Annotated in this window: 20 protein-coding genes; 14 read left to right on the top strand and 6 right to left on the bottom strand. The window is 63.0% G+C overall.

The genetic code is table 11. From position 1 onward, the window contains the following. Positions 1-209 precede the first annotated feature (209 nt). Both AB4118_RS28955 and AB4118_RS28950 read right to left on the bottom strand, forming a co-directional pair. A complete protein-coding gene (locus tag AB4118_RS28955) occupies positions 210-5423 on the bottom strand; it encodes an autotransporter outer membrane beta-barrel domain-containing protein (RefSeq protein WP_441493033.1) in 5214 nt (1737 codons plus the stop codon). Positions 5424-5512: 89 nt separating this feature from the next. After that, the gene (locus AB4118_RS28950; protein WP_441493006.1) at positions 5513-5806 is read right to left on the bottom strand and encodes a hypothetical protein; all 294 of its coding nucleotides are present in this window, start codon (positions 5804-5806) and stop codon (positions 5513-5515) included. A 166-nt stretch (positions 5807-5972) separates the two neighbouring features. Between AB4118_RS28950 and AB4118_RS28945 the strand changes: the two genes are divergently transcribed. From AB4118_RS28945 to AB4118_RS28935, 3 genes are read left to right on the top strand one after another with little or no spacing between them, the layout of a single operon-like run. Then, on the top strand, positions 5973-6491 hold the full coding sequence (locus AB4118_RS28945; protein WP_441493005.1) for a (2Fe-2S)-binding protein: 519 nt from the start codon (positions 5973-5975) through the stop codon (positions 6489-6491). Further along, the gene (locus AB4118_RS28940; RefSeq protein ID WP_441493004.1) at positions 6488-7516 is read left to right on the top strand and encodes an FAD binding domain-containing protein; all 1029 of its coding nucleotides are present in this window, start codon (positions 6488-6490) and stop codon (positions 7514-7516) included. The genes AB4118_RS28945 and AB4118_RS28940 overlap by 4 nt, the downstream gene beginning before the upstream one ends. 12 nt (positions 7517-7528) lie before the next feature. Next, the gene (locus AB4118_RS28935; RefSeq protein WP_441493003.1) at positions 7529-9769 is read left to right on the top strand and encodes a xanthine dehydrogenase family protein molybdopterin-binding subunit; all 2241 of its coding nucleotides are present in this window, start codon (positions 7529-7531) and stop codon (positions 9767-9769) included. A gap of 20 nt (positions 9770-9789) precedes the next feature. On the opposite strand, the gene AB4118_RS28930 is transcribed toward AB4118_RS28935, so the two are convergent. Continuing rightward, the gene (locus AB4118_RS28930; protein WP_441493002.1) at positions 9790-10080 is read right to left on the bottom strand and encodes a hypothetical protein; all 291 of its coding nucleotides are present in this window, start codon (positions 10078-10080) and stop codon (positions 9790-9792) included. A 484-nt stretch (positions 10081-10564) separates the two neighbouring features. Here AB4118_RS28930 and AB4118_RS28925 point away from each other — a divergent pair, with 484 nt between their 5' ends. The 5 genes from AB4118_RS28925 (at position 10565) to AB4118_RS28905 (ending at position 14381) form a co-directional block, all read left to right on the top strand. Beyond that, entirely contained in the window at positions 10565-11101 is a 537-nt protein-coding gene (locus tag AB4118_RS28925; protein WP_441493001.1) for a helix-turn-helix transcriptional regulator, read from the top strand. A gap of 826 nt (positions 11102-11927) precedes the next feature. Beyond that, complete coding sequence (locus tag AB4118_RS28920; protein WP_441493000.1) at positions 11928-12227, top strand: PepSY domain-containing protein; 300 nt, start codon at positions 11928-11930, stop codon at positions 12225-12227. Between the two features lie 11 nt (positions 12228-12238). Next, entirely contained in the window at positions 12239-12775 is a 537-nt protein-coding gene (locus AB4118_RS28915) for a hypothetical protein (RefSeq protein ID WP_441492999.1), read from the top strand. Between the two features lie 195 nt (positions 12776-12970). Continuing rightward, positions 12971-13246, top strand: a complete 276-nt coding sequence (locus tag AB4118_RS28910) for a DUF6894 family protein (RefSeq protein ID WP_441492998.1) — start codon at positions 12971-12973, stop codon at positions 13244-13246. A gap of 496 nt (positions 13247-13742) precedes the next feature. Further along, positions 13743-14381, top strand: a complete 639-nt coding sequence (locus tag AB4118_RS28905) for a hypothetical protein (protein ID WP_441492997.1) — start codon at positions 13743-13745, stop codon at positions 14379-14381. A 47-nt stretch (positions 14382-14428) separates the two neighbouring features. On the opposite strand, the gene AB4118_RS28900 is transcribed toward AB4118_RS28905, so the two are convergent. Both AB4118_RS28900 and AB4118_RS28895 read right to left on the bottom strand, forming a co-directional pair. After that, complete coding sequence (locus AB4118_RS28900; protein WP_441492996.1) at positions 14429-15436, bottom strand: hypothetical protein; 1008 nt, start codon at positions 15434-15436, stop codon at positions 14429-14431. Between the two features lie 8 nt (positions 15437-15444). After that, positions 15445-18306: a penicillin-binding protein 1A gene (locus AB4118_RS28895; protein ID WP_441492995.1), complete on the bottom strand. Its 2862-nt coding sequence runs from the start codon at positions 18304-18306 to the stop codon at positions 15445-15447. Positions 18307-18762: 456 nt separating this feature from the next. Here AB4118_RS28895 and AB4118_RS28890 point away from each other — a divergent pair, with 456 nt between their 5' ends. Then, positions 18763-19161 carry a hypothetical protein gene (locus AB4118_RS28890; protein ID WP_441492994.1) on the top strand — a complete coding sequence of 133 codons (399 nt, stop codon included), beginning with the start codon at positions 18763-18765 and terminating at the stop codon, positions 19159-19161. A gap of 313 nt (positions 19162-19474) precedes the next feature. After that, positions 19475-19765, top strand: a complete 291-nt coding sequence (locus AB4118_RS28885; RefSeq protein WP_441492993.1) for a hypothetical protein — start codon at positions 19475-19477, stop codon at positions 19763-19765. A 349-nt stretch (positions 19766-20114) separates the two neighbouring features. On the opposite strand, the gene AB4118_RS28880 is transcribed toward AB4118_RS28885, so the two are convergent. Next, complete coding sequence (locus tag AB4118_RS28880) at positions 20115-21860, bottom strand: putative bifunctional diguanylate cyclase/phosphodiesterase (protein ID WP_441492992.1); 1746 nt, start codon at positions 21858-21860, stop codon at positions 20115-20117. A gap of 112 nt (positions 21861-21972) precedes the next feature. Between AB4118_RS28880 and AB4118_RS28875 the strand changes: the two genes are divergently transcribed. The 4 genes from AB4118_RS28875 to AB4118_RS28860 all read left to right on the top strand — a co-directional run bounded on the left by AB4118_RS28875 (position 21973) and on the right by AB4118_RS28860 (position 25048). Further along, positions 21973-22935, top strand: a complete 963-nt coding sequence (locus tag AB4118_RS28875; RefSeq protein ID WP_441492991.1) for an AraC-like ligand-binding domain-containing protein — start codon at positions 21973-21975, stop codon at positions 22933-22935. Between the two features lie 488 nt (positions 22936-23423). Further along, positions 23424-24434: a S1C family serine protease gene (locus AB4118_RS28870; protein ID WP_441492990.1), complete on the top strand. Its 1011-nt coding sequence runs from the start codon at positions 23424-23426 to the stop codon at positions 24432-24434. Positions 24435-24617: 183 nt separating this feature from the next. Next, the gene (locus tag AB4118_RS28865; RefSeq protein ID WP_441492989.1) at positions 24618-24806 is read left to right on the top strand and encodes a hypothetical protein; all 189 of its coding nucleotides are present in this window, start codon (positions 24618-24620) and stop codon (positions 24804-24806) included. Beyond that, on the top strand, positions 24803-25048 hold the full coding sequence (locus tag AB4118_RS28860; RefSeq protein ID WP_441492988.1) for a hypothetical protein: 246 nt from the start codon (positions 24803-24805) through the stop codon (positions 25046-25048). The genes AB4118_RS28865 and AB4118_RS28860 overlap by 4 nt, the downstream gene beginning before the upstream one ends. The last annotated feature ends 109 nt before the right edge of the window (positions 25049-25157 follow it).

Genomic DNA, 25157 nt, shown 5'->3' with positions numbered 1-25157 from the left:
GACTGAGGCTGAGTCCGGTGCGGCTGCGCTTGCCGGAGACGGTCGCAGCGCTCGTCTGGCACGCCTCCTACGACCATGACCTAGCGCATATCTGGCTACGAGCGTCGCGAGCGCGCGGTCGTCACCGAACCGACCAGGAGCGAATGTCCGACCTTTCAAGAAATGGCGCCAGAAGCCAAGCCATCTCTCCAAGACAGGTTCCGAGCGCTTCAGAACCTCATGGCGAGATTGGCCTTGAAACTGTGATCCTGCGCGTCCGCGGCAAGCTGGCCGGTATAGGAGGCGCCGATGCGGATGGCGTCGCTCAGCGCGAGATCGATTCCGGCCTCCACGAGAGCGCTGTTTGCGGCGATCGGCGCACCGGTGACGCTGAAGACATTCGAGCCGGCGAAGGCGAGGCTCGCCAGGGGGGCGGTGTCCCCGAAGGCATGACGCCAGCCGATCATGCCCTTGGCGCTGGCTTGCATGCCGCCGATGGTGAAGTCCATCTGGGCCCGCAGGCCGAGCGTCGAGAATGTCACCGCCGTGACCTTGCCCAATCCGGAGAGCGCAGCTTCGCCGCCGAGCTCGCGGAAACCGTCATTGCGCAGGCTGACGAAGGCCAGGTTCGCGAAGGGCTCGAGCGCGACCTGTCCCGACCGCAGGCCATAGCCCAGCTCGCCGAAGACCTGTGCCGTGCCGGCGCGGTAGCCGCTGGTCAAGCGATCGGAGAAGCCGGGGAAGGTGACCGAGCGCGCGGTGTCGATATCATGCCAGCTATAGGCTGCGCCGGTCCTGAAGCTGAGGCTGCCCCATTGCCGGCCGGCATAGAGGCCGAGATGATAATTGTCGCTCTCGCCCGAAGACAGCCGTCCTTTCGCATCGAAACGCGTCCGGCTGTAGCCGCCGAGGAGGCCGAGGCGCCGGTCGCCGAACCGCGTATCGCCGCCGATGAGCAGCCCCCCGGTGGAGCTGCCGATTCCCGCGGTATTGGTGGTGCCGTCGATGCGGCCCCAGCTGCCGAAGCCGTTCCCCCAGAAGACCGGTCCGTCGGCGGAGGCGGAGACGAGCCTGGACAGTCCGTCCGGCGTATAGGCCATCACCGGCAGGCGGGAGGCGCCGGCGGTCTCGAAGGCGGCGCGCATCCGCTCATTGGCGGCGTCGCGTAGGATGCGGCTCTCCTCGACCAGCACGGTTTTCGCCGAGGCATGGATTTCGCCGGAGAGAAGGTCATAGCCGCGACGCGTCTGGTCGGGATCGGTGGACAGGGCGATGGCCTTCCAGAGCGCGCCCGTATTCGGCAGGCGGTCGACCGCCCGGCTCGTCGCGGTCTGGTTGCGCGTCAGGGCGACCTGGGCGAAGGCGACGTCGTTGCGGGCGAGCAGGAGCGTGACCTCATTGCCGTCGCCGCCGGCATAGTCGAGGGTCGGATCGAGGAAGAGCAGCGGATTGGTGATCGAGACGAAACGTCCGGTTACCGCCCCGGCGCTTTGCTTGTCGATGATGGTGAGGGGACCGTTGCGCGGGTTCCAGCCATCGATGACCGGCGGTGACAATTGCAGGTCGAGCGTCGCGCCAGTGATGTCGACGGCGCCGGCCACCACGAGCTTGTCGGCCGTCGCTGGCGTCGCCTCGATCCGCAGCGTGCCGTGATTGGCGTAGTTGCCGGCGATCACCTGCGTGCCGATCGAGTTGCCGGGCGCATGGACGGCGCCGGCTGCAATGGTGACGGTCGCGCCCGGGCTGCTGATCGTCCCGGTTCCACCGAGCAGGCCGCCGGCCGCAATGGTGAGAGCGCCGCCGAGCTTGCCGGATCCGCCCTTGCCGACGATCAGGTTGCCGCCCGTCACGGTGGTCGCGCCGGCAAAGCCGGAGCTGTCAGCGGTCAGCGTCACTGTCCCCGTTCCCGTCTTGGCGAAAACGCCAGCGCCCGCGAATGTCCCGGCAAAGACCCCGTCGGTTGCCTGCGCGAACTCGAAACCAGCCCCGGCCGTGATCGTCACATTGCCGGCGAAGCGACTGGAAGCCGAAATCAGGCGGCCCGCCACGACCGTCCAGTCGAGCGAGGAGGAGCCGGTCAGCGTCAGCGCGGCGGTGCCGCGCTTGACCATCACGCCGCTGGTTCCGGCAAGCCCGCCAATGGTGCCGGCGAAGCCGGCATCGCTCACCTGATCGAACACGACCGTGCCGGCATTGCCGATGGCACCGCGGATCGTTGCCGTCGTGCCCACCAGCGTTCCCGCCTGCACCAAGGTGTTGCCATAGCTATTGGCGCCGGTGAGCGTCAGCGTGCCCGCGCCCTGCTTGAGCAGGTCGCCGGCCCCGGTGATCGCGCCGTGCAGGCCGAGCGTCGTGCCGCTCGCGACATCGATGCGGCCGGTCGAGGTCAAGGCGAGGGAGCGCGTGGTGTCGAAGCTCGCCGTCGTGGCGAGCGTGCCGCCCGCGAAGGTCAACTCGCCCGATGCCGCGCCGAGATTGGCATCGGCGGAAACCGACAGCGTGCCGCCGCCCAGCATCGTCCCGCCGGAATAGGTGTTCAGCCCGGTCAAGGTCAGCACGCCGCCGCCGACGATGTTGAGCCGTGTTCCGGCTCCGTCCTGGATCACCGAGTCGATCGTCGCGCTGACGCCGTTCACATTGATGATCGAGCCGGTCAGCGCGGCATTGCCCGCATTCGCGCCGGCGACACCGATCGAGAGCTCGCCCCCGGTGAGCAGATAGCCGGCCGTGTTGAACTGGATGGTGTCGAAGCTTGGCGCCTGGGCCGCGCTGCCGACGAACACGGTTCCGGCCGCCCCCTGGAAGACCGCGACCGAGCCGCGCCACTGGTCGTTGACGACGCCGGCGGCCGGATCGCCGGTCCAGCCTGTGGTTGCGTTGTTCCAGCTGCCACTGCCACCGCTGGCGCCTGCAGTGGCGCCGGTCGTGTCGCCTCCGTCCCAGAACTGCATCTGCTGCCCGGCATTGCGCAGCGCCAGGTTCACCTGTCCGGGGACATTGGTCAGCACATCGGAGCTCGTGAAGCCCGTCGCATTCACCGTTCCGAACGAGCCTGCGACCGCGCCGCCGTAATCGAACAGGCGATAATAGCCGGCCGACGGCGCGCCCTGGATGTTGAGCGTGCCACCGAGCGTCAGGTTGCCGGTGACGATGACGCGGTCATTGGTCGTGCCGCCGGCCACGTTCGGCATGTTCAGTTCGAAGTTCGAGATCGCGCCGGAGTTCAACGTCAGCGCACCGACTCTTAGCGTTCCCGGGCTCTGGCCGGCGGCGAGTGTGCCGCCGGCGTTCACCGTCACCGCGCCGGCGATCGTTCCGGTGCCCGACAATGTGCCGCCGTTATTGACCGCGACGCCGCCCAGGCTGCTGTCGATCGAGCCGGTCACCCGCAGCTCACCGCCATTGATCGTCGTGGCGCCGGTATAGGTGTTGGCGCCGGTCAGATCGAGCCGTCCGGTTCCGGTCTTGGCCAGGCCGCCGGCCCCTGACATCAAGCCGGAATAGGTGGTGGTCGTGTTGGCCCCGCCAATGGTCAAGGTGACCACCCCGGAATTGAGCACGACCTTGCCGGCGCCGGACAGCGAGCCGATCGTCTCCGAACCGTTGACCTGAAACGTGCCCGGCGCGGTGACGACGACCGCGCCGCTATCGGCGATGGCCTGGCCACCCAGGACGTGAAGGATGCCGTTATTGACGGTGGTCGCGCCGGTATAGGTGTTCGCGCCCGATAGCGAGGTTTCACCAGCACCATCCTTGGTCACGCTGCCTGTCCCGGTTGCAATCGCACCAGTGACATTGACGATGCCGGCTCCGCCGAAGATGAGATTCTGGTTTGTCCCTGCGATGCCGCCGGAAATCTCGAATTGGTCCGCATCGGCATTGATACGCGAAGCCGAAGTCAGCGTGATCGCGCCACTGTATCTATTTAAGCCGGAAACGCTTCGCAGTGCCCCAGTGCCGGAGACACCCGTCCCGGCCAGTGACAGCGCATTACCTACAACGATTGTGCCCTGAAGCTCCAGCGCCGCGCCGCTCGTGACGAATGCCCCGCCTGCGGTCGCTCCGAGGGCCAAGTCATTCTGGATCCTGAGGACGCCGTCGCCGATCGAGGTCCCGCCGCCGTAAGTGTTGACGCCGGACAGCGTCCAGGTTCCAAAACCCAATTTGACCAGCGCAGTCGTGGCAATGGCATTGGTGGAGATGCCGTCGCCGTCGCCGCCCAACATCAGCGCATATCCGCCGCCGATCGTATCCGACAAAGTGAGCAAACCCGAGCGTGAGATGATGCTCGAGACGCTCGTCAGCGTGATTGGGCCGCCGTAGCTATTGTTGCCAAAACTGACAAGCGCACCAGCGCCGGCGCCGGCAAGGCTCAGCGCCTCGGAACCGATACTGAGATTGCCGGAAAGCTGAAGCGTTGCGCCGTTTGCCACCGTGGTTCCAGCAGCAGTCGTTCCGAGCGCGCTGCTATTGGCGATGACAAGTGTGCCGTTGCTTACGACGATGGATCCAGTGAGCGTATTTGCGCCCCTCAGTGTCAACGAACCAGTGCCAGCCTTGGTCAGTGCGCCGGCGCCGGTGATCTGACCGTCAATGGCGATCGTGGCCCCGTTGCTGTCGATCATTCCGCCGCTCGCGTTGACGGACACGTTGCGTGTCGGTGGCGAGAAGAATGTGCCGCCTGCGCTGACGCGCAATATGCCCCCGTCGAAGATCAGGGTGTTCGTGGCCGAGCCGTTACCCAACGCTGCCGATGAGGCAGCTTCGAGAACGCCGCCGCTGATCGTCGTCGTGCCGCTGTACGTGCTCGTGCCTGTGAGTGACAGCGTGCCGCTTCCGACCTTGGTAATGCCGAGCAGTCCGCCAGCGCCGCCGGAAGAAATATCGCCCGAGAAGGTAGTGGATTCGTTCAAGCCGCCGATGATCAACGTGGCGGCACCTGGGGCGAAGTTGCGGATAAGTCCCGAGCCGCTGAGTGATCCCAAGGCTACGGCATTTGCCGTCTCGAATATCCCGACCTGGGAGCCGCCCCCAACATTGAAGCGCGACAAACCACCGACCGAGCTACCCCTGAATTGAATCTCGCCGCCGGAAGAGACGTTGTAATTTACATTTTGCCCAGAATTTGCGTCGTAGAAATAAATAGCGTTTCCGCCCACGCTTATCGCCTGGGTTGCGCTCGAGTTGTTGGTGACGTTCCCGTACAGCTGGAGATTATCTCCCAGCATTATCGTGTATGGGCTGCCACCCGAATTATAGGTGATCCCGCTTAGAGACGTGTTCAAGGAAGTGCTGAGGTCGTTGTTCGGTGTCGTCCCATCAAAGATGGCGACGTTACCGAATCCCGGCACGGTGCTTGGCGTCCAGTTCGCACTGGCGTTGAAATCCGATCCCGTGCCGTTCCAGGTTTGCGCCTGCGCTTGCGGAGCCATTGCCGCCAGCACGCCGACCAATGCGGTGCTTCCAAGCAGTCGAATGACGCGACGATTCCCGGGAACGCATCCCCCCTCCGGTAGCCGCGCCATCTTGCCCCTCAACCGTTCTTGAGCGCGGTTTCACTCGCAGACTCAACTGCTCTCCAGGTTATTTTACTCTCCAGATTATTTCCATACCGTAAGGGGAGAGGCGCAGTCTGACAAACAGTGGTCCCGCATTCGGCATAGGGCAGGTCCTGGCTAGCCGGCCATTTCGGATCGCCGGCCTGGAGGCGTTCCTCCCATGTCACGAAAGCCAGTTCCCGGTTGTTCAGAACCATGATCACGAGACGAGGATCGGCCCAGCGCTTCCAGTATTTGGCGATTGTGATGAGCTCGGTGATGCCATTCATCTGCATCGCTCCGGTCCGCCCCGAAGCATCAGCCGGACTCGGGGCTTGATCGAAATGTTCCTGTTCGAAGGAACACATCGTGCTCGCGAGCCGTTGTCGTCGAGATGAACTTGCGCGCCCGCGCCCCCAGAACCACGCCCAGAACCATGCGCCCAAGGAGATCGCCGTGACACTCCGCACGCTCGCTCCCGACGAAAAAATCGAGATCACCCTCGGCCTAAATGGCCGGCCCGTTCACATCGAGGTCGATGCTGCAACGACCTTGCTCGATCTCCTGCGCAACCATCTCGCGCTGACCGGGACCAAGAAGGGCTGCGATCACGGTCAATGCGGCGCGTGCACGGTGCTGATCGATGGCGAGCGAATGAATTCGTGCCTGAAGCTCGCGGTGATGCTGGACGGCAGCGATATCACCACGATCGAGGGCTTGGCAGAGGATGGCGCGTTGCATCCCATGCAGCGCGCCTTCATCGAGCGCGATGCATTCCAGTGCGGCTATTGCACGCCGGGACAGATCTGCTCGGCCGTGGCGCTCGTCGCCGAAGGCCGGGCCCATAGCCGCGACGAGATCCGCGAGCTGATGAGCGGGAATATCTGCCGCTGTGGCGCCTATCCGAACATCGTCGACGCCATCGAGGACGTCATCGCCCAGCAGACAGGGCACATGCGGGAGGCCGCAGAATGAACCGCTTCTCCTATCTCCAGGCCGAGAGCCTCGAAGGCGCGCTCGCCGCGCTGGCAGCCGACCCCGGCGCCAGGCTGATTGCCGGCGGCACGAACCTGCTCGATCTGATGAAATATGATGTTGAGCAGCCGGACCGCCTGATCGACATCACCCGCCTCAGGGATCTCGATACGATCGCCGAGACCGCGGACGGCGGCATCCTGATGGGGGCGCTCGTCTCGAATACGACGATCGCCTATCACCCGTTGGTCGCCGGGACTTTCCCGCTGCTGTCGAGCGCGATCTTGGCGGGCGCGACGCCACAACTTCGTAACGCCGCGACGGCCGGCGGCAACCTCAACCAGCGCACTCGCTGCCATTATTTTTACGATGCCGCATTGCCCTGCAACAAGCGCGAACCTGGCAGCGGCTGCCCGGCGATCAAGGGCGTGAATCGCAATCATGCCATTCTCGGCGCGAGCACCGATTGCATCGCAACCCATCCCTCCGACATGTGCGTCGCGCTTGCCGCCCTCTCGGCGAGCGTCCATGTCGCCGGGCCGCAGGGCACCCGGACGATCGCGATGGCGGATTATCATCGGCTGCCGAACGGTTCACCGGATCGCGACACGACGCTCGGCGCGGGCGAGATCGTCACCGGCATCGAGTTGCCCGCCGAGGCGCAACGTTTTGCCGAGCACCGCAGCTATCTCAAGCTGCGCGACCGGCTCTCTTATGCCTTCGCGTTGGTTTCCGTCGCGGCCTGTCTGGAAATGGGCAGTGGCGGTGCGATCCGCGATGCGCGGCTGGCACTTGGCGGCGTTGCTCACAAGCCTTGGCGTCGGCCGCAGGCAGAAGAGGTGCTGATTGGCCGTAAGCCCGACGATGCGAGCTTCGCCGCGGCGGCGGACGTTCTGCTGGAAGGAGCACAGGGCCGCGAGCACAATGCCTTCAAGATCGAGTTCGCGCGCCGCGCCATCATTCGCGCACTGACCCAAGCCGCAGCCGGGACGCCGCAATCGCAATCCGACAAGCGCATCGCCTGAGGGAGCACGGCCATGATCAGCAACGATCCCCATGTCGGCTCGCCGCGGAGCCGGGTCGACGGCGTAGCCAAGGTCACCGGCCGCGCGACCTATGCAGCCGAGTTCGTTGCTCCGGACCTGCTTCATGGCTGCATCGTCGGCAGCGCGATTCCGCGCGGCAAGATCCGCGATTTCGATCTCACGGCGGCGCTTGCAGTGGCGGGTGTGGTGACGATCTTCACCCATGAGAACCGCGCTCACACCGCCTGGTTCGACAGCAGCTACCGGGACCAGGTCGCCCCGCCCGGCAAGCCGCTCCGCCCGCTCCACGACGCCACCATCCAGCACAGCGACCAGCCGATAGCCTTGGTCGTCGCGTCGAGCTTCGAGGCCGCCCGTGACGCAGCCTCCCTGGTCGGCGTGTCCTATGAACGAGAACCGCACGAAACCGATCTCGAGCGCGCCCGCCAGGACAGCTATGAGCCGCCGAAGAAGCGCGCAGGCATCGCGCGGCCGCCCGATCCGAAAGGCGACGCGGAAACTGCCTTCGCAGACGCCCCGATCAAGGTCACGGCCGAGTACCGCGTCCCGACCGAGCACCATAATCCGATGGAATTGCACGGGACGACGGTGGTCTGGGAGGGCGACGGCAAGATCACCGTCCACGACAAGACGCAGGGCGCGCTCAACACCCAAGGCTATGTTACGTCGGTCTTCGGCCTGGCAACCGAGGATGTCCGCGTGGTTTCTCCCTTCGTCGGTGGCGCCTTTGGCTCCGCGCTGCGGCCGCACCACCAATTGTTCCTCGCGGTGATGGCTTCGCTCGCACTTGAGCGCTCCGTGCGCGTCGAGATGACCCGCGCCCAGATGTTCAGCCATGCGCATCGTCCGCAGACGATCAATTCTGTCGCGATCGGCGCCGATGCCGAGGGGCATATTCGCGCGCTACGGCATCATGCGGTCGCCGCGACCTCAGCCTACGAGGACTATCAGGAGAACGTCGTCAACTGGTCGGGCATGCTCTACCACAGCGAGACGACGAAGCTCGCCTACGAACTCGCCAAGCTAGACATTCCTACGCCCGGCGACATGCGGGCGCCCGGTGCGCCGACAGGCCTGTTCGCGCTGGAAAGTGCCATGGACGAATTGTCCTGTGCCGCCGGCATCGACCCGATTGAGCTCAGGCTCAGGAACTACACCACACGGGACGAGAACGACGACAAGCCGCTGACCTCCAAGGAACTGCGCGCCTGCTATGCCGAAGGCGCCGCTCGCTTCGGCTGGCACAGGCGTACGCCGGCGCCGCGCTCGATGAGAAGCGGCAAGGAGTTGGTGGGCTGGGGCATGGCCAGCGGCGTCTGGGAAGCGATGATGATGAAATCCTCCGCCCGCGCGACGCTGACGCGCAACGGCAGGCTTGAGATCGCCTGCGCCGCATCCGATATCGGAACGGGCACCTACACGATCCTCAGCCAGATCGGGGCCGATGCACTGGGGCTCGATCTCGATGCCGTCACTGTGAAACTCGGCGATTCATCGCTTCCACCGGCCCCGATCCAGGGCGGCTCCTGGACGGCGGCCTCCTCTGGGAGCGCGGTAACGGTGGCCTGCCGAAGCCTGTGCGAGATCCTGCTGAAACACGCAAAGTCCATCGAAGGATCGCCACTGTCCGGCGCCAGGATCGATGACGTCGTCTTCAATGGCGGCTTCGTTCGGTTGCGCCAGGAGCAATCAAGCGCCGTCTCTATCGTCGATGCCCTGAGTGCGGCGCAGGTCGAGCGGATCGAGGCAGAGGAAACCGCCAGCCCCGGTCTGATCGCGCCGCTGCGCCGCGCCTCCTATACGCATTCTGCCGTCTTCGCCGAGGTCCATGTCGACGAGCAGCTCAACATCGTGCGCGTTACCCGGGTGGTGAGCGCCATCGCCGCCGGGCGCATTCTCAACCCCAAGACGGCGCGCAGCCAGATCATCGGCGGCGTGGTCTGGGGCATCGGCATGGCCTTGCACGAGGAGACGCTGACCGACCATCGCTTCGGCCGATTCATGAACAGGAACCTTGGCGAGTATCATGTACCAGCCAATGCCGACATCGGCGGGATCGAGGTCCTCTTTGTCGAGGAGCATGACGACCTGATCAATCCGATCGGCGTGAAGGGGCTGGGCGAGATCGGCGTCGTCGGCACGGCGGCGGCCATCGCCAACGCCATTCATCACGCGACCGGCAAACGCATCCGCAGCCTGCCAATCACCGTCGACAAGCTGCTCGCGGCGTGAAGGAGCAGCATAGACCCCCTTCAGTGATCTTCCACGTCAGGAGAGCAGCGGCACGCGTCCGTCGATTGCGTCACATCGCGAAGCTTGCGCGGGTCCAAGGCAAAAGCCTCAGCAAAAGCCCGGGCGAAGTCCTCGTCTGTGAAACGGATCACGATTCCGGAGCCAACAATAATCTTCACCTGATGGGCGACATCCCCTTCAGTGAGCCACGCATCAATTTCGTCAAGGCGAGATAGAAAACCTGGCCCACCGATGGGGATGAGGATCTCGTATTTCCACACTCGGGAGCCTTCAGCCGGGAATGCACTCATCACATTGCCAAGCCTCTGTCGTCGCTGCCTGCCCGCCCTCGTCGTCTGAGCAAAGATGCGCGTGATGTCCAGTCCCGAACGAAGCCAGGACCCGCAGGAGCTATCGAAGGGCGCCTCGGTGACCGCACCTGCAAACCCGCCCGTTCAGTGCCCGCCTCCGGGGGCGGGCGTGACTCCGCAAATGCTAGCACCGGAGGGAAAATGGGCAAACCCCAGCGACGCACGCGGGCCGAGGGAACATATTGCTCACTCCCGATTTTTGGGGGCGTCTATAACGGTTTAATGACGGCGTGGCGGCGCTTGGGAACAGGGGGACGTCGCATGAGTTTTATCTTGCAGAGCGTCGGAAAATTGGGGGCTGCCACAGACAATATGAGGCTGGGCTAAATCGATGATCACAAGGAAGGCTGAAGCCTGGAGCGCAGCAGCAGTCGATCAACAGGAGGGCGCAACATCGCACCACAGGGGCCACTGCGTTGTGCCCTTGAGCATGCTCGACCGCCTCGGTTGTGGTTACCTCGCCATAGAGGATCACCGGCACATCATCGAGGCAAATCCCACGGCCCGATTGATCCTCGGCGGCGAGACGGGCTCAGTTCAGAGTCTCACGGAGCTGATGGGCGCGTTGAAGCGATTGATCGCGCGGGCGCCGAACCGACCGGCCCTCGGATCGATGAGCTGGATCGTCATCGGGAACAAGGACGATGCGCCGTTCATATTAAACCAGGCTCAGCCCGCAGATGTTGTTACACCCGGTATCAGCGTGGTGATGCTGGTCGATCTTGATGCTCACCTGCAACCCAATCGTTACATGCTTCAGCGCATGTTCGGGCTCACCTTGGCAGAGACCCGAATTGCACTTCAATTGGCGCGCGGCGATCAGCCCGCCGATGTCGCCCGAAGCTGCAACGTCAGCCGAACTACCATTCGCTCGCAACTGGCCTCGGTCTTCGCCAAGACCAGTACTCGGCGTCAGGCGGAGTTGGTGAAGTTGCTGGCTCTGCTGGCTCTCCTTCCCTGAGAAGTCGTGAGGGATGGCGTTTATTGTTGGCTGGTAGGAAAACTCGTGCCCCCTTGCATCGTCCGCAGCGATGAACGCATGCGCGAAGAGTTCGGTTGGAAACCGGATCAATAGTGCGGAATTATCAAATGAAGAAAGGACCTCGTAAGGGATTTCCCACTCGCTCAGCCAGCTATCCATTACATCGAGATAGGAAACTGGCTATCCCCGATCCGAATTACGACGTAGTAAATCCACGTCTCTGAGACTTCGGAACGGTCCATCCTCCTGCTCCCCGGGGAGGGCAGCGCCCGAGGGTGCGGGCCCTCAGATAAAAACAGAAATCCCCTCGCTGTTCCATCAAATGACAAGAGGAACAAAAAACGCCCGCGACGTCCTCGCGCTGCGGGCCAAGTCAGGGGTCATGGGCAGTCCTTCTGGGAAACGTATTTGGAAAGCCGAGGTTCCGCGCAACCGCGAAAGGACCCGCCCCCGCGCCGCGAGCAGCAACCTGCTCAAACCGCCAGAGAGTACAGAGAACTCTTCCCGCGAGCCCGGTGATCCGCCGGAGAATTCAGATCGGGCCAATTCTACCCTGAGTGGTTAGGAACAAATCCGCCTCGGGCCGACACGAGTTGAAGTGGCATAGCCTCGCCGTCATGCAGGCGGATCATTCTGTCTAAGGTGTTCCATGCGAAGCCGCCGACGTCATGCCCTCCGCGGCCTGTCCGTTGCACGCAGCCTCCCGATGGTGTCCGGACGCTAGCACCTGTCGACGTCCCTGGAACAAGTGCCCGAGCGCGCGGTTTGATTGTGCATATATGGCAACTGTTTCAGGGAGATATCGATGAAACGGACGATCATCGCGGCGGTGTTTTGCGGGGCGACGATCCTGGCAGCTCAGGCGCAAACGTCGACGACTGCACCTACTCCTTCGCCAAATGCTCCAGCCGATGCGAACGCGCCGCTGCCCGGTGCCAACAGCTTCACGGAAGGCCAGGCGAAGAGCCGGCTCGAGGCCAACGGCTACACCGCGGTGTCCGAACTCAAGAAGGACGACAACGGCGTCTGGAAGGGCAGGGCGACGCACGACGGCCAGCCGGTCAACGTGAGCGTCGATTACCGCGGCAACATTACGCGCAACTGAGGATCTCGCAGATGACCCAGACCATCACGCGTTCGTACGATACCTATCAGCAGGCTGAATCCGTGGTGCGAAAGCTGAAGGACGCCGGCGTCGCCGATTCCGATATCAGCCTTGTCGGCCGTCACGCCGATGCCGATGAAAGCCACGCGGGCGAGGGAGCAGGAGTCGGCGGCTTGATCGGCGGTGCAGCCGGGCTGCTGGCGGGCCTCGGCCTGATTGCGATCCCCGGCATCGGCCCTGTGGTGGCCGCTGGCTGGCTTGCTGCTACCGCCGCGGGAGCCGCGACCGGCGCGGTCGCGGGGGGGCTTGTGGGCGCCCTGACAGGTTCGGGCGTCGATGAAAATGACGCCCACTACTTTGCAGAGACGGTGAGGCGAGGTGGCAGCGTTGTCGCTGTTCGGGCAACCGACGAACAGGCGCCTACGGTCGTGGCAATCATGGACGGCGCGACACCCATCAACACAATCGACCGCCGTGCTGCCTATGAGAGGGAGGGCTGGACAGAATTCGATCCCGAAGCTCCGCCGTATGTGCGGCCCTCGATTTAACTGACCAGGAGGCTCCGACAGCAATGACGGGGCCTCCATCCGCAACTTTGCTTGCGGCTGACTAGGAGTTGGCCCCACCCGCCTGCCACCGGCCGCTATCTCAATCGATCACCTTCCCAGCGGTGGGCGCTATGCGACGAATTGTGCGCGCCGAGGGGATCGGGAACTTGGCGACGTCGCCACGGATGAAAATGCATGGCCCAGTATTTTTTCGACATCGAAATCAACACCGAACTGGTTGTAGACGACGAAGGAATAGACCTTGAAGATCACGTCGCCGCGCGTCTTTCGGCGCTTTCAAGTCTCGGCGACATTATCGCCGAGCATATCCAGACCAGCGACGATCTGAGAGTGGATATGAGAATCCGCTACGCCGATGGAACCCCCATTTTTGCAGCAAAGCTGACGCTCAATAGCCAATGGCTAACGCCAGTTCCCCCCTCTCAACTTCGGCAACCGGTGCCCCGCTAAACGGGACCGTGAGATAAAATCATGGACGGCTGCCTGCTGGAAACTGCGGTCTCCAACCGGAAGCACAACCAGGATGCCGAGGCGACGCCAAGCACATTCCAAGATGACCCGGACCCTCACGCGGCCATGAGCCTGCCGATCGTGATCGGCAGGCTGCGCACGCGTTTGCCTGATCGCGTGAAAGATCGTGTGGCCGACGGCGGCTGGTTCTCACGATGCCTATTTCACCTGAGCCCTTGCCCCGATCGGGCGTCGATATCTGTGACGTTCCCTCGACGGGAAGAGAATGGGGCGGCGCTGGCCCATGAGGCGGGCCGTGGCCGCGAGCCACTCCGCGTATGGGGCACGCGTCGGATGAACTCGAATTTCTCCTCACAATCGTCAATGCTGCCCGCGAGTTGCTCACGCTCTAACGACCGTTATCCTGGGTCAGCCCGGTGGTGATACATAGGATCTCGTAGTCATTTCTGCTTGCTCGGGCCGTGGAACCAGGGGCATGCCGAGCGCGTTTATGCCAAACACGGGCATGGGCAGCACAATCATGAAAGCCGTTCTTCCGGTTGTGCTTATCGGGGCGGTTCTGAGCGTCGCCGTCGCGGCGACGCCTGCGGATGCCGCCCGAAGAAAGAAGACCCGGACTCTTACCGCCGCCCCTCCCGGAGCGACCGCCGCGCAGCCTCCCGCAGACAGATTCCTGGCCTGCGACGTGCGGGTTCGGGACTATCTTCGCGAGGGCGGAGCGGTGATCCTGGCCACGAAGATCGAAGTGGATGACGCGCGACTCCAGTTGAACATTCACCATGAGTACGGAGAGGCCGGAAAATCCGCCCGAAAGTACCTGCGCGGGGAAACTGAAGAAGAAATGCGCAAGAGTCTGCGCGCAATCCTGGACGAGTATGCGGCAGCGGCAAAGGCCGCAGCGGATAATCGCGCGTGGTATGTGATCGTTCCCCGGAAGGTCATGCCCGACGCTCGCCCCGACTCCCGCGACAGTTCGGGCGAAACCACGGGTCCGTGGACGGCCATTGTCCTGGCGGATGTCGAGGGGCGATGCAGACCTGTGGCGTTCTATCAGTCGGTCGATCGAAACAAGCTCGATCCTGAGCTGAACAAGAAATTGGACGAGGACCAATAAGCTGCCGCGGATTCAGCAGTGGGGGCATGTATCGGTGGCTCAACCGCTCATTCCCGATCCAGCATGTCGGCGATCGCCTTGATACGGGCTCTTGCGTATTTCGGTAGACCGGCGCTCAGCGAGTTGCCGCTGTTGAAGGAGCTGTTGCCCATGAGCAGTTGGCCGGGCACGAGGTTCCGAAGGACCGGTGTCTTGCTGTATTCCCTTTGCTTGTTCAGCACGTCGTTCCTGACCGCGACCACGATGTAGACCGTCGCAATGGCGGCGTTCGGCTCGGTTGGATGCTGTTGCACCACGGCGAGAAGTTTGCCGAACTGCATGACCTGGTTGGCCCAAAAGATGTTTTGCTCAAGCGCACTGGTAACCTGCGAATCGAGTCCGGTTAGGCTCGGCAGTTCGGCGAGGTCCGGTCCGGCGAGGATCCTGATCTCGCTCTGGAACTCGACGAAATCCGGAATGGGCTTCTTGCTCTCCTCGCGCAGCTTGTTGGCGAGTTGAATGCCAGCCGGGATTTTTCCTTCGAACACATAGCGAGACTGTGTGCAGGTCGCCGTAGCCTCCTCGCACCAGCGGCGATCGGGCGGGCGGCTGCGTGCGGCGCCCGCGGCTTTATTGGGAATGGCGTCGGCTGCCGCGATCGGCTGGTGCTTGACCGCCGGATCGACACGCTCGAGGAACGCGATATTGGCATAGCGCGACAGATCCAGCGCCGCCGCCGGTCTCGTTAGTCGAAAGCGGGCTTCCGCCAGGTAAATCGAAAGCCTGAGTTTTGCCTGCTCGTTGCCGGTGGGCTCGAGGAAGTTCGGGAAAAGCGAGAGGAAGCGCTGCTGAACCGGGCGCGCGCGCGCCCACGCTTCGAATGCAATGAGACCGGTCGAGGGATCGGCGAGCTTGGCGTCGCCCTGGTCGGCAAAGATAACGCTGCGCGGCTTGATCTGAGCAATTGGAACGCCGGCGACGGCCGGTACATCCTCCAGCCGTAACTCCTGCGCGTCTGCGCCCGTGTGCGCGAGCAGCCAGGCGGTAAGGAGAAGAGCGGTGCGGCTGGTTCTCATGGCAATGCTCACTGGAACCGCCGCCAGAAATAGTCGGGATCAACGCGCCGCGGCGGTTGCGGAAGCCGGTCATCATCATCGAAGTATCCGCCCCAAGGGGGATTTTCGCGTGGAACAAGACGCCAGGGCGCGATCGGGAACGGGCGGTTGTCGCCGTAGCGAGGCCTGTCGAGAGACCATTGCTCGAATGGCTCATGGTCTTCGCCGTCGTCGCTGCGATGTCGGGCGTAGCTCTCTGCGCGGGAGACGATCTGGAATTGCGTGTCACCGATTCTGCCTGACGCGTCTCTCCTGAGATACTCGGTGAAAGCGTGCTTGGAGCCGGCCGGCGCCGGATCACCAGTGTAAGGGTCGATCGCAAAGGTAGCGAGCTGACGCATGGCGTCGCGCGATGGTCCCCGCAACGGCATCTTGGGGGCCTGCACCTCCCAGGCCGCCTGCATGATCGGCTCGAATATCGGCAGCGCCACTTTGCCCCCGGTCTGACCCCGCCCGAGCGTGCGGCGTTCGCCGTCGCCGTTGTCGTAGCCTACCCAGATGGCGATAGTTATGTCGTTGCTGAAGCCGACGAACCAAGCATCGGCCGTGTCGTCGGTGGTCCCGGTCTTGCCGCCGACATAGGGTGAGAGATGCTTCACTACGCGCGCAGTTCCACGTGCGAGGACGCCCTGCAACATCGATTTCAACTGGTAGAACGAGGCCCGATCGGCGGAGCCGATCCAGGTCGGGGCATTCGAATCGTGCCGGTAGATCGGGCGGCCGCCCTGTTCGATGCTTTCGATGGCATATGGACGGGGCAGGGCGCCTTCATTGGCGATTGCCGCATAGAACGCAGCAAGATCAATAAGCCGTACGGCCTGGGCACCAAGCACGAACGGATAGTAGCGCATGCAGTCCTTGTAGAGCTGCGCTTCCATTGCAAGCGCGCAGACGCGGTCGAGGCCGTGCTCGGCGCTGTCGTCGAGGCCGGTGGCGAGCAGTTGCACGGTAGCGAGATTGCGGGAATTTTCCAGCGCGCCGCGCAGCGTGATGGCGCCCAAAGCGCCGCCATCGTAGTTCTTCGGCGACCAGAAACCGCGCTGGCGAGCGTCGGCCGTTGCGCCAATCGGCGCCAGCGTGATGGGTGCGTCCATCACCAGCGTATTGGGTTGCAAGCCTTTTTGCAGAGCGGCGAGATAGGTCAGGGGCTTCACGGTCGAGCCGGGTTGCCGCGCGCTCTGAACGACACGGTTGAGCTGACTTGCCGGATAGGAAAAGCCGCCGGCCATCGCGAGAATACGGCCGGTCTGATTCTCAAGCACGAGCACCGCCCCCTGCACACCCGGTCGAACGCGAAGATCGGCCCGTGCCGTTTGCTTGCCCCTGGCGTCGGGCACCTGCACGTAGACGACGTCGTACGGTTTGAGATTGCGCCGAATCGCGGCGCTCCAGGTGTTCAGCGGCAGGATGCGTCCGTCGATCAGGCCGATCGTGATCGCGTTGCCGCGTTTGCCGTACGTATTGTCCAGCACGACCGCCGATTCCCAGTGAACATCGTAGAGCGGCAGTCTTGTCGTCTTCAGCGTCGCGAGCCAGGCCGGCTCCACGAGCGTCGGATCCGCCGCGACAAGACGGACGGCTTCGGAGATGTTCGCCTCGGGTCCCGTGAATTTGGAACGAACGGTGCTCAACTCGTACCGCGCGAGGCCTTCCTGCAACACTGACTCCGTGACACGCTGCAAGGCCGGATTGATGGTCGCGCGCACCGTGTAGGACGACTGTGTGAGCGTATCGAGCTTGGCGGCCGCCTTTGCCTCCCGGGCGACGTAGTCGACAAAGTGGAACCCCAGGTCCCGCCGCATCGGCCTGTATGCGACAAGTTGCGGCAAGTCCGCCTGCGCCGTGGCGGCGTCGATCATGCCGTCCTCGTGCATGCGCCCTAGCACGTAAGCCATGCGCGCGTGAGCACGCGCGGGGTGACGATCGGGATTGAAGGCGTTCGGTCCCTTGGCGAGCCCGGCGATCAGCGCACCCTCGACTGCGGATAGCGCCTTCGCCGGTTTACCGAAATAGCTCTGCGCAGCCAATTCGATACCCCATGCTCCGCGACCGAGATAGATCGAGTTGAGATAGAGCTCGAGAATCTCCGCCTTGGTCAGGGCGCGCTCCATGCGGGAGGCGACGATCATCTCGCGCAATTTTCTTTCGTAGGTGACGTCGTTCCCGACAAGCAGGTTCTTGGCGACCTGCTGCGTAATGGTCGAGCCGCCCTGCGGCCGTCCCGGCTGCGCCAAATTACCGATGAACGCGCGCACCAGCCCGCGCTCGTCGATGCCTGCGTGCTGATAGAAGCGCTTGTCTTCGGCGGCGATGAAGGCGTTGCGGACTACGTCCGGGATCTCGACGAGCGGCACCGGGAGACGGCGGTTGTTCGGCGTGTAAACCTCCGCAAAGCGCTCGCCCTTGCTGCCGAGGATCACGCTCATGCCCGGCTGAAGATGCTTGAGTTGCGCAACGTCGGGCAGGTCCTTGACCGAGTCGTTGTAGAAGGTGATGACCTGACCGAGATCGACGGACGAGTTCTCCACGTTCTCGAGCTTGCAGAACTGCCGATAGGCCCCGTGCAGGTCGGCCAGTTTCAAGCCCTTGAGCGCTTTGATCTCCGCGCTCAGGTCCTCCTTGTCATCCGTCGCGGTGGCGATCAAATCGTCGAGGTTGATGTCCTCGATGTCAAAAGCCTTGCGCATGTGGACGCAGCCGGCATTCAGGAGCTGCGCCACCTCGGCGCGGCCGCTCACGGTGTCGAACTCGGTCTTCACCGCATCCGGCCGGGTAGTAACCTGGCTGAACGTAAGCGCCGTGGCGAAGATCTTGATGAGGATCGTGTCCATTCTGCTGACGCGCGAACAGCCGGCTCGTAAGTCCGCTCATGGCGAACAGATCAATACCAACAACCGGTTGAGGAGAAGGTTCCCGTCGCGGCGGACGTCTTACCGAAGTCGCCGAATTTCACTTGGTCATCCTACCAACGTAGTTGCTGCGTTGCCTCGCGCCATTCGGTCATGCGCAAGGAGCTCCAGGAGCTGACTCTGGCTCGCCGCTCGAAGGCGGACCCACGCGGCGTAGCTGTCCTAAGGATCGACATCGACCCTACGCGGACTGGACCCGACCACGCCGGGCATTCGTTGCCCTCCTCGCCGAAGCCGCGCGAGGCATCGGACGAGTTCTTGGCATCAACACGGCTAGAGGCCTGCCTTGAAGGATAGATAGTTCCTAGAATCGCAAATCTGCCACCATATGGTCGCTAAATTATCAGATCAGCTTCAGTCTCTGACCGCATTCGCATTGTGGAATTATTCGACTATCCACCGCTCATGGAAAGAAATCCGATGCGAAAGTTCATAACAGCTATGGTCGGCGCTACATTCATTCTGGCAGGGAGCGCGAATGCGCAGGGTCTGTCACAATCCACGCCTCCAACCACATCACCGCAGCGGGACGGTGCAACTATCAAGACGGTGAGCGTCGTCGATCTCGATGCACTCCCGGCTGCGGCCCAAGTGCAGGTGAATCAGGTCGTGACCAACCGTTCGGCAGACGAGATCCAGAAAATGCGAGCGGCTATAGAGAATGAGCCGGAGCTGAAATCGGCGCTTGCGGCGAAGGGCTTCACTTCACGGGACGTGGTCGTTGCCCAGCTCGATGAAGACGGCGAGCTGACCATCGTTGCGAAACGGGCGAGCTGACCGCCGTATGGCGCGCATCCTGGCTATGCGGCGTCGCGAGCCGCATAGCCATTTCGGAAAGGGACTATCCGAACGGTGACAATCTGAAGCGCCGGCCCTCTTGCGGGCTACGCATTCATGATTGCCACATGCGGGGCCGCAATACGGCACAGGACTCGCGAAAACACCTCAGAAACTCCGAAGAATGGTCATGCTGCGCCGTTTGCATGGGTCTGCGTCGCTCGTTCCGACCTAGTGCGGCGGTCCAATTGTTCGAGGCGAGTGGCGTTTGAGATTGCCCGATACCGTCGCGCACTCAGACTAGGAGAAGCCTATGAATGGCGTGAAACTGTCCGCGGTTGTACTTGCGATGTCTGCCGCACTTGCGGTGCCTGCTCTGGCGCAGGGCCTCTCGGTCGATACCCAGACTCGCGGCAAGGCACAGGGCACAACCGGCGGTCCCGCGACCTCAGCCAGCGGAAATGCCGATGTCGATGCTAAGGTCGTGGCCCCACGCACCAAGCCAGGCGCCACTGGGAATGGCAGTGCTGGAGCCAAGGCTGGGAAGAAGGCCAATGGTGCTGCTGGCGCATCTGGAAACACGAAAGCCGACACACTCGACTAGTCCGTTTATCATCGAGCCCAAGTCGGGTTCGGCAGGGTAGGCCTGCCAACCGAACAAGGAGTGAGGCGCGCGGTCTGGCCCGGCCTCACTCGGCAATTTAGCCAGTCACTCCATCATTTTGGCTTTGGCCTTCGCCGCGCCGGCCTGACGCTATCATCGGTACGCTGCCCGGTTCTGTTGAACTTGGAACAAGTTTCTGAGCTGAACGTTCGCGCGGCAGCGGCAATCGCGGAGCGATCGCAATGCTTATGGTCTGGGTGGGAGCGCCATTCGCCGATCACTCACTGAGGATGTTCGGTGAATGTGGTCCTAAGCGTTCTGTGCGGCAATCTTTCGTCCGAAATGGCGCTTAATCCTCTTCACTTCCAACGATTTTCGCGAATTCTTCGGAATCCATCGGCCTGCCGAACAGGTACCCCTGTCCCAGTTCACAGCCCATGTCCCTCAGCCGAATACGCTCCTCCTGGGTCTCGATTCCTTCGGCGACGATCTTGAAGCCAAGTTCCTGCGAGAGACGAACGATAGCCTCGACAATGATGGTTTTGGACCGGCTCTGATCCAGGCCCTGAACAAAGCTGCGATCGATCTTAAGCTCCGTGATCGGGAAGTCCTCCAGATACCGCAAATTCGCGTAACCAGTCCCGAAATCATCGATCGACAGGCCGACGCCAAGCTCGCGTAGGCGCTTCATGACCGTGATCATGGCTGGGGAATTTTCCGTCATCTGATCTTCGGTCAGCTCCAGGGTGAGCCAGCTAGGGTCGATGCCACTGGCCGCGATGATCTCAGCGACGAAGGTTGGCATGTCGCGCAACTTGAACTCGACCGGGGAGACATTGACTGAAAAATGGAGCTTTTCGGCACGGCGCTCGTTCATCTGCGCGGCAAGCGCCGCCACGTCACCCAGGCCTCGGGCGCTGATCTCAAGGATCAGGCCGGTGTCCTCGGCATGGTTGATGAAGCGGCCAGGCAACTGCGTGCCGAACAATCCGTGCCGCCAGCGCAGCAAGGCTTCTGCGCCAACGACCGCACCTGTGCAAAGATCAACCTTGGGCTGATACTGAAATCCGAACTCGTCGTTCGCCAGCGCCTTTTGCATTTCGTTCGTCAGGCGAATGCGGTTGCGACTCTGAATTTCGTCCTCGGCCCTGAACTCGCACGCCTCGCGGGATGGAGAGGATTTCGAGCGCCGGAGGGCGGCTCCGGCCCGACCGAGCACCAACCTCGTGTCGAAGCCGGCCTCGGCGACCACGAAGCCGGTGGCAAACCGAATGGTGATCGTCGCTCCGGAAACGACGAAGGTGGCCGACAATGCAGAGATCACCCTCTTGATGATTTCAGGGCCTTCATCGGAGCTCACGAGCGGCTTTACCAGCGCAAATTCATTCGAGTCGATGCGTCCCACGACGCCGATGCCGGCGCTGCCTATGCGTTCGGCGATTTGGACGAGAACCTGATCGCCGACGTCGAAGCCATAGCCGGAGTTGATGTCATGAAAGCCCGCGACATCCAGCTTTGCGATCAGCACAGGACCTTTGCCCGTGGCAGCGAGGCCTGCCACCTCCTCGGCGTAAGCATTGCGGTTCAGCGATCCGGTCAGCAGATCGAAGCGCGCGCTGCGCTCGATCTTGTCCAGGGCTCGCTTGCGCGTTGTCACATCACGCATCAGGCCGAGATAATGTGTCGGCTGGCCGTTTGCGGCACTGATCGGTTCGAGCCTCAACTCATTCCAGAACGGCGTACCGTCCTTGTGGTAGTTGCGAAGAGTCACGCAAATGCTGCGACGACGTTCGATTGCCCGGCGGATGTCCCGGATCTCGGGCTGTAGGCGATCGCCGCCCTGTAGGTAGCGGCAGTTCTTTCCAATCGCTTCGCTGCTGGAGTAGCCGGTGATGCGCTCGAATGCCCGATTGACATAGGTCAACCCGCAGTCCTTATCCCCCAGATCGCTGACGAGGACGCCATCCGGCGACAGATCAATCACGCTCCTGACCACCGCCCAGGGGATCTTTTGGTTGGACGAGGGGCTCGGCACTTCGTTAACCAACGCCGATCGAATGAGTTTGCCGAAGTAGATTAGCGGTGAATGGCTCATGCGGACCTGTTCTCGCCGGATCGTTCGCTCCGGACCTTAGCCGCGAGAGGTTCCGGGCAATCGGCTTGGCAGGCACTGATGATCGGCAATTCGGCATTGCCGGGAGATACGAATGAAGCTGGTCTTCTCGACGACGGACGTCCCCGGTCGCGATCGCTTTGACTACTGGCACAGCGTTGCATGCCAGAACGTGACCAATCACGATTCAAGTCCCAGTTGCCGGCCGAGATTTCACGCCGAACTGCGAGCGGGCGAGCTTGCTGACTTCAAGCTCGTGGAATTCAGCAATGCTGCGATGACCGTCGCCCATAATGCCGGCCATGCAGCGCAGGCGGATCCTGAAGAGGTTCTGATCTGTAGACAGGGCGCGGGCCGCTTGATTGTGGAGCAGGAAGGTCGTCAGGTCTTGCTGGAACCAGGGGACATCACGCTTCTCGATCCGCGCTCGCCCTATGTCGCGGAATTCTCGCCCAACTCGCACCTGCTGGTCGTCAAGGCGCCGCGACGTGAACTCGAGGGGCGCATCGGTTCGATGCGGTCCATTGTTGCGTACAATCTCCGCTCAACGGAGCCGACGGTCGGTTTGACCGGGGAATTTCTTGCCGCGGTGCCCAATTATGTGGGGCGGCTTGATTCGCTGGCGGAGGGGCTGGTCAGAAATCAGGCCCTTGACCTCGTTGCACTGTCTATCGGCACGGCAATGGGCGACCTGCCTCCGAATGCCTCTACGGCACGATTGCTCGCCCGCATGCGAGTGCGCGCGGCCATAGAAGCGGGTCTGCAAAATCCACGGCTCAACGCGTCAGCGATCGCCTCGACCGCAGGCGTGAGTGTGCGATATGCCAATTCCGTCCTGGCTGACGAACATACCTCCATCTCGCGCCTGATCCAGGAGAGGCGACTTGAGCGCTGCCGAAAGGCGCTGGAAGATCCGGCCCAAGCCCATCGCTCGGTGAGCGAGATTGCCTACGCATGGGGGTTCTCAGACATGACTCATTTTGGTCGGAAGTTCAGGCACGCCTTTGGTCCGTTGCCGAGCGAGTATCGTCGCGCTCGGGCCGCCCGCACCCCATAGCCGAAGGTGTCGGCTAATCCCGATAGGGGGTGACTGCGAGCCATTCGACGTGACGATGAGGCCGTCGCGCCAGACGAAGCCTGATGCCTGCGTGCGATGGGATATGACCGAAACGAGGCTCGGCGCCAGACGCTGGACGATTCCTTCCAGCGCCGTGGAAACATCCTGGATGTCTGTGCTCATGGGGCCTCCGCAATGCATGCTGGCGAAAGGGCATGGAATAGAGATGCGCCGGGACCTGGATCTCGTCCACTAGCCACATGGGCAGGCGAGGGCGGGAGCGGGCGGCTTACCGGTTGGGCGTGCGAACGGAGCCGCCTGCTGGTGAGATTGCATTGATTTTCCGTTCGGCTGGTCCGGGCGGAAAGTAAGAATTCACGCAGTATCGCTCCATGGTTCCTCGTGTCCGGGACCTGGCCGGGCTCAGCCCTTTTGCGGCGGGGGCCGCGTCGCCATATCCTGGCAAACAACGCAGGGCGGTTCCACCAATGCTCGACGTTACACCTCGCTTCGTCCTCAACGAGGACGACTTCGATTCGTCCACGCCTCCGCTCTCACCAGCAAGCGATGGCGCGCTGCTCGATGCTTATTCGCTTGCCGTCACCGACGTGGTGGAGCGGGTGGGCCCGGCCGTCGTCAGGCTTGATGTCCGCAGGCACGGGCGCCCCTCCGGCTCCGGCTCGGGCGTGATCCTGTCGCCGGACGGGCTCATTCTCACCAACAGCCATGTCGTGCAAGGCTCGGCGCGGGTCGGGGTGCAGATGCCAGACGGACGGCATTTCGATGCGCGTCTGATCGGCGATGACCCGGATACCGATCTGGCGCTCGTCCATGCCGAACCGCCCGTGAGCCTGCCGACGGGCCGTCTCGGTGACGGCGGGCTGCTGAAGCGAGGACAGATCGCCGTCGCCATCGGCAACCCGCTCGGGTTCGAGGCGACGGTGACGGTCGGCGTGATCTCAGCGCTCGGCCGTTCGCTGCGCGCCAAGAACGGCCGGCTGATCGACGATGTGATCCAGACCGATGCGTCGCTCAATCCGGGCAATTCGGGCGGCGCGCTGGTGTCATCGCGGGGCGAGGTCATCGGCATCAACAGCGCCATGATCATGGGCGCGCAAGGCATCAGCTTCGCGGTGGCGTCGAACACGGCGAGCTTCGTGATGGGCGGCCTCATCCGCCACGGCCGGGTCCGCCGGGCCTCGATCGGCATCGCGGCGCACCCGGCCGTGATCGCCCGTCGCATCCAGGTTGCGGCTGACGTGGATCAGGCGGCGGGCGTCATGGTCGACTCCGTGGAGGGCGGAGGCGCGGCTGATGTGGCCGGCATACGGGGAGGAGACATCATCGTGGCGGTCGACGGCACCCGTGTCTCCGGTGCCGACGATCTCGTCCGCCTGCTGGCCGAGGACAAGATCGGCCGGCCCACCGCCTTCGGACTACTGCGCAATGGCCGCAGGCAGGTCATTGAGGTCACCCCACGCGAGAGGCGGGGGACATGAAGGCCGTTCCCCGTGACTGCTTCAGCCGCATGGGCTCACGCAGCAAAACGGATGGACGCGAACTCATTGAAGTCGTTGACGAAGCGGTGCTCGTTCGCGAGGCCCCTTTCATCTCAGGAAACACGGGAGGCTCACATGGGACCCTCAGAGGCAGTTGCTTCCGGCCAGGATCTTGCGCTGCGCATGAATGCAGCGTTCCCGCGCCGCGATTGGGTTGCTCTCCTGGCGGAACGATCAGGAGAGAGTCGTGAGTTCGTCGAATGGCATCTTCAGGAAGACATCGCACCTCCGGAGACGCTGTTGCGCGCAGCATCAGGCCTGCTCGACGAGAATGCCGCCAGCGACAACCCTCAAGTGGATTCCCGGACATGACGCTCAGAAACCACGAGGAGTATGAGGCTGCCGTACAGCGCGCCGCCGCGTTGAGCGATGCGCCCGAAGGATCTCCGCAGGCGGCCAAGTTCCGTCAGATCACCGCTGAGATCCGCCGCTGGAATGAGGCGGACGAGGACGAGAACAGTCACGGGCCGGCCCCGTCCCACAGCTTGCTCACGCCGGACGATCTTCCCTTTTCGGGGCTGCCGGGCAATCTCGGGAAGCTCAGGAAGGACTGAGCCGTTCTCAGCCAAATGATCGGATGACCACCGGTCACAGGGATGGTGGCACCCGAGACGTGGCTCCAACGCGGATTGGCCAGCGATATCCCGTCATTTCGGCAAGCCC

Origin of the sequence: Allobosea sp. 2RAB26 (assembly GCF_052115465.1) — a bacterium.
Classification (GTDB): Bacteria; Pseudomonadota; Alphaproteobacteria; order Rhizobiales; family Beijerinckiaceae; genus Allobosea.
Note: the sequence above shows the minus strand (reverse complement) of the source record. Positions and strands in the feature narration are given on the sequence as shown.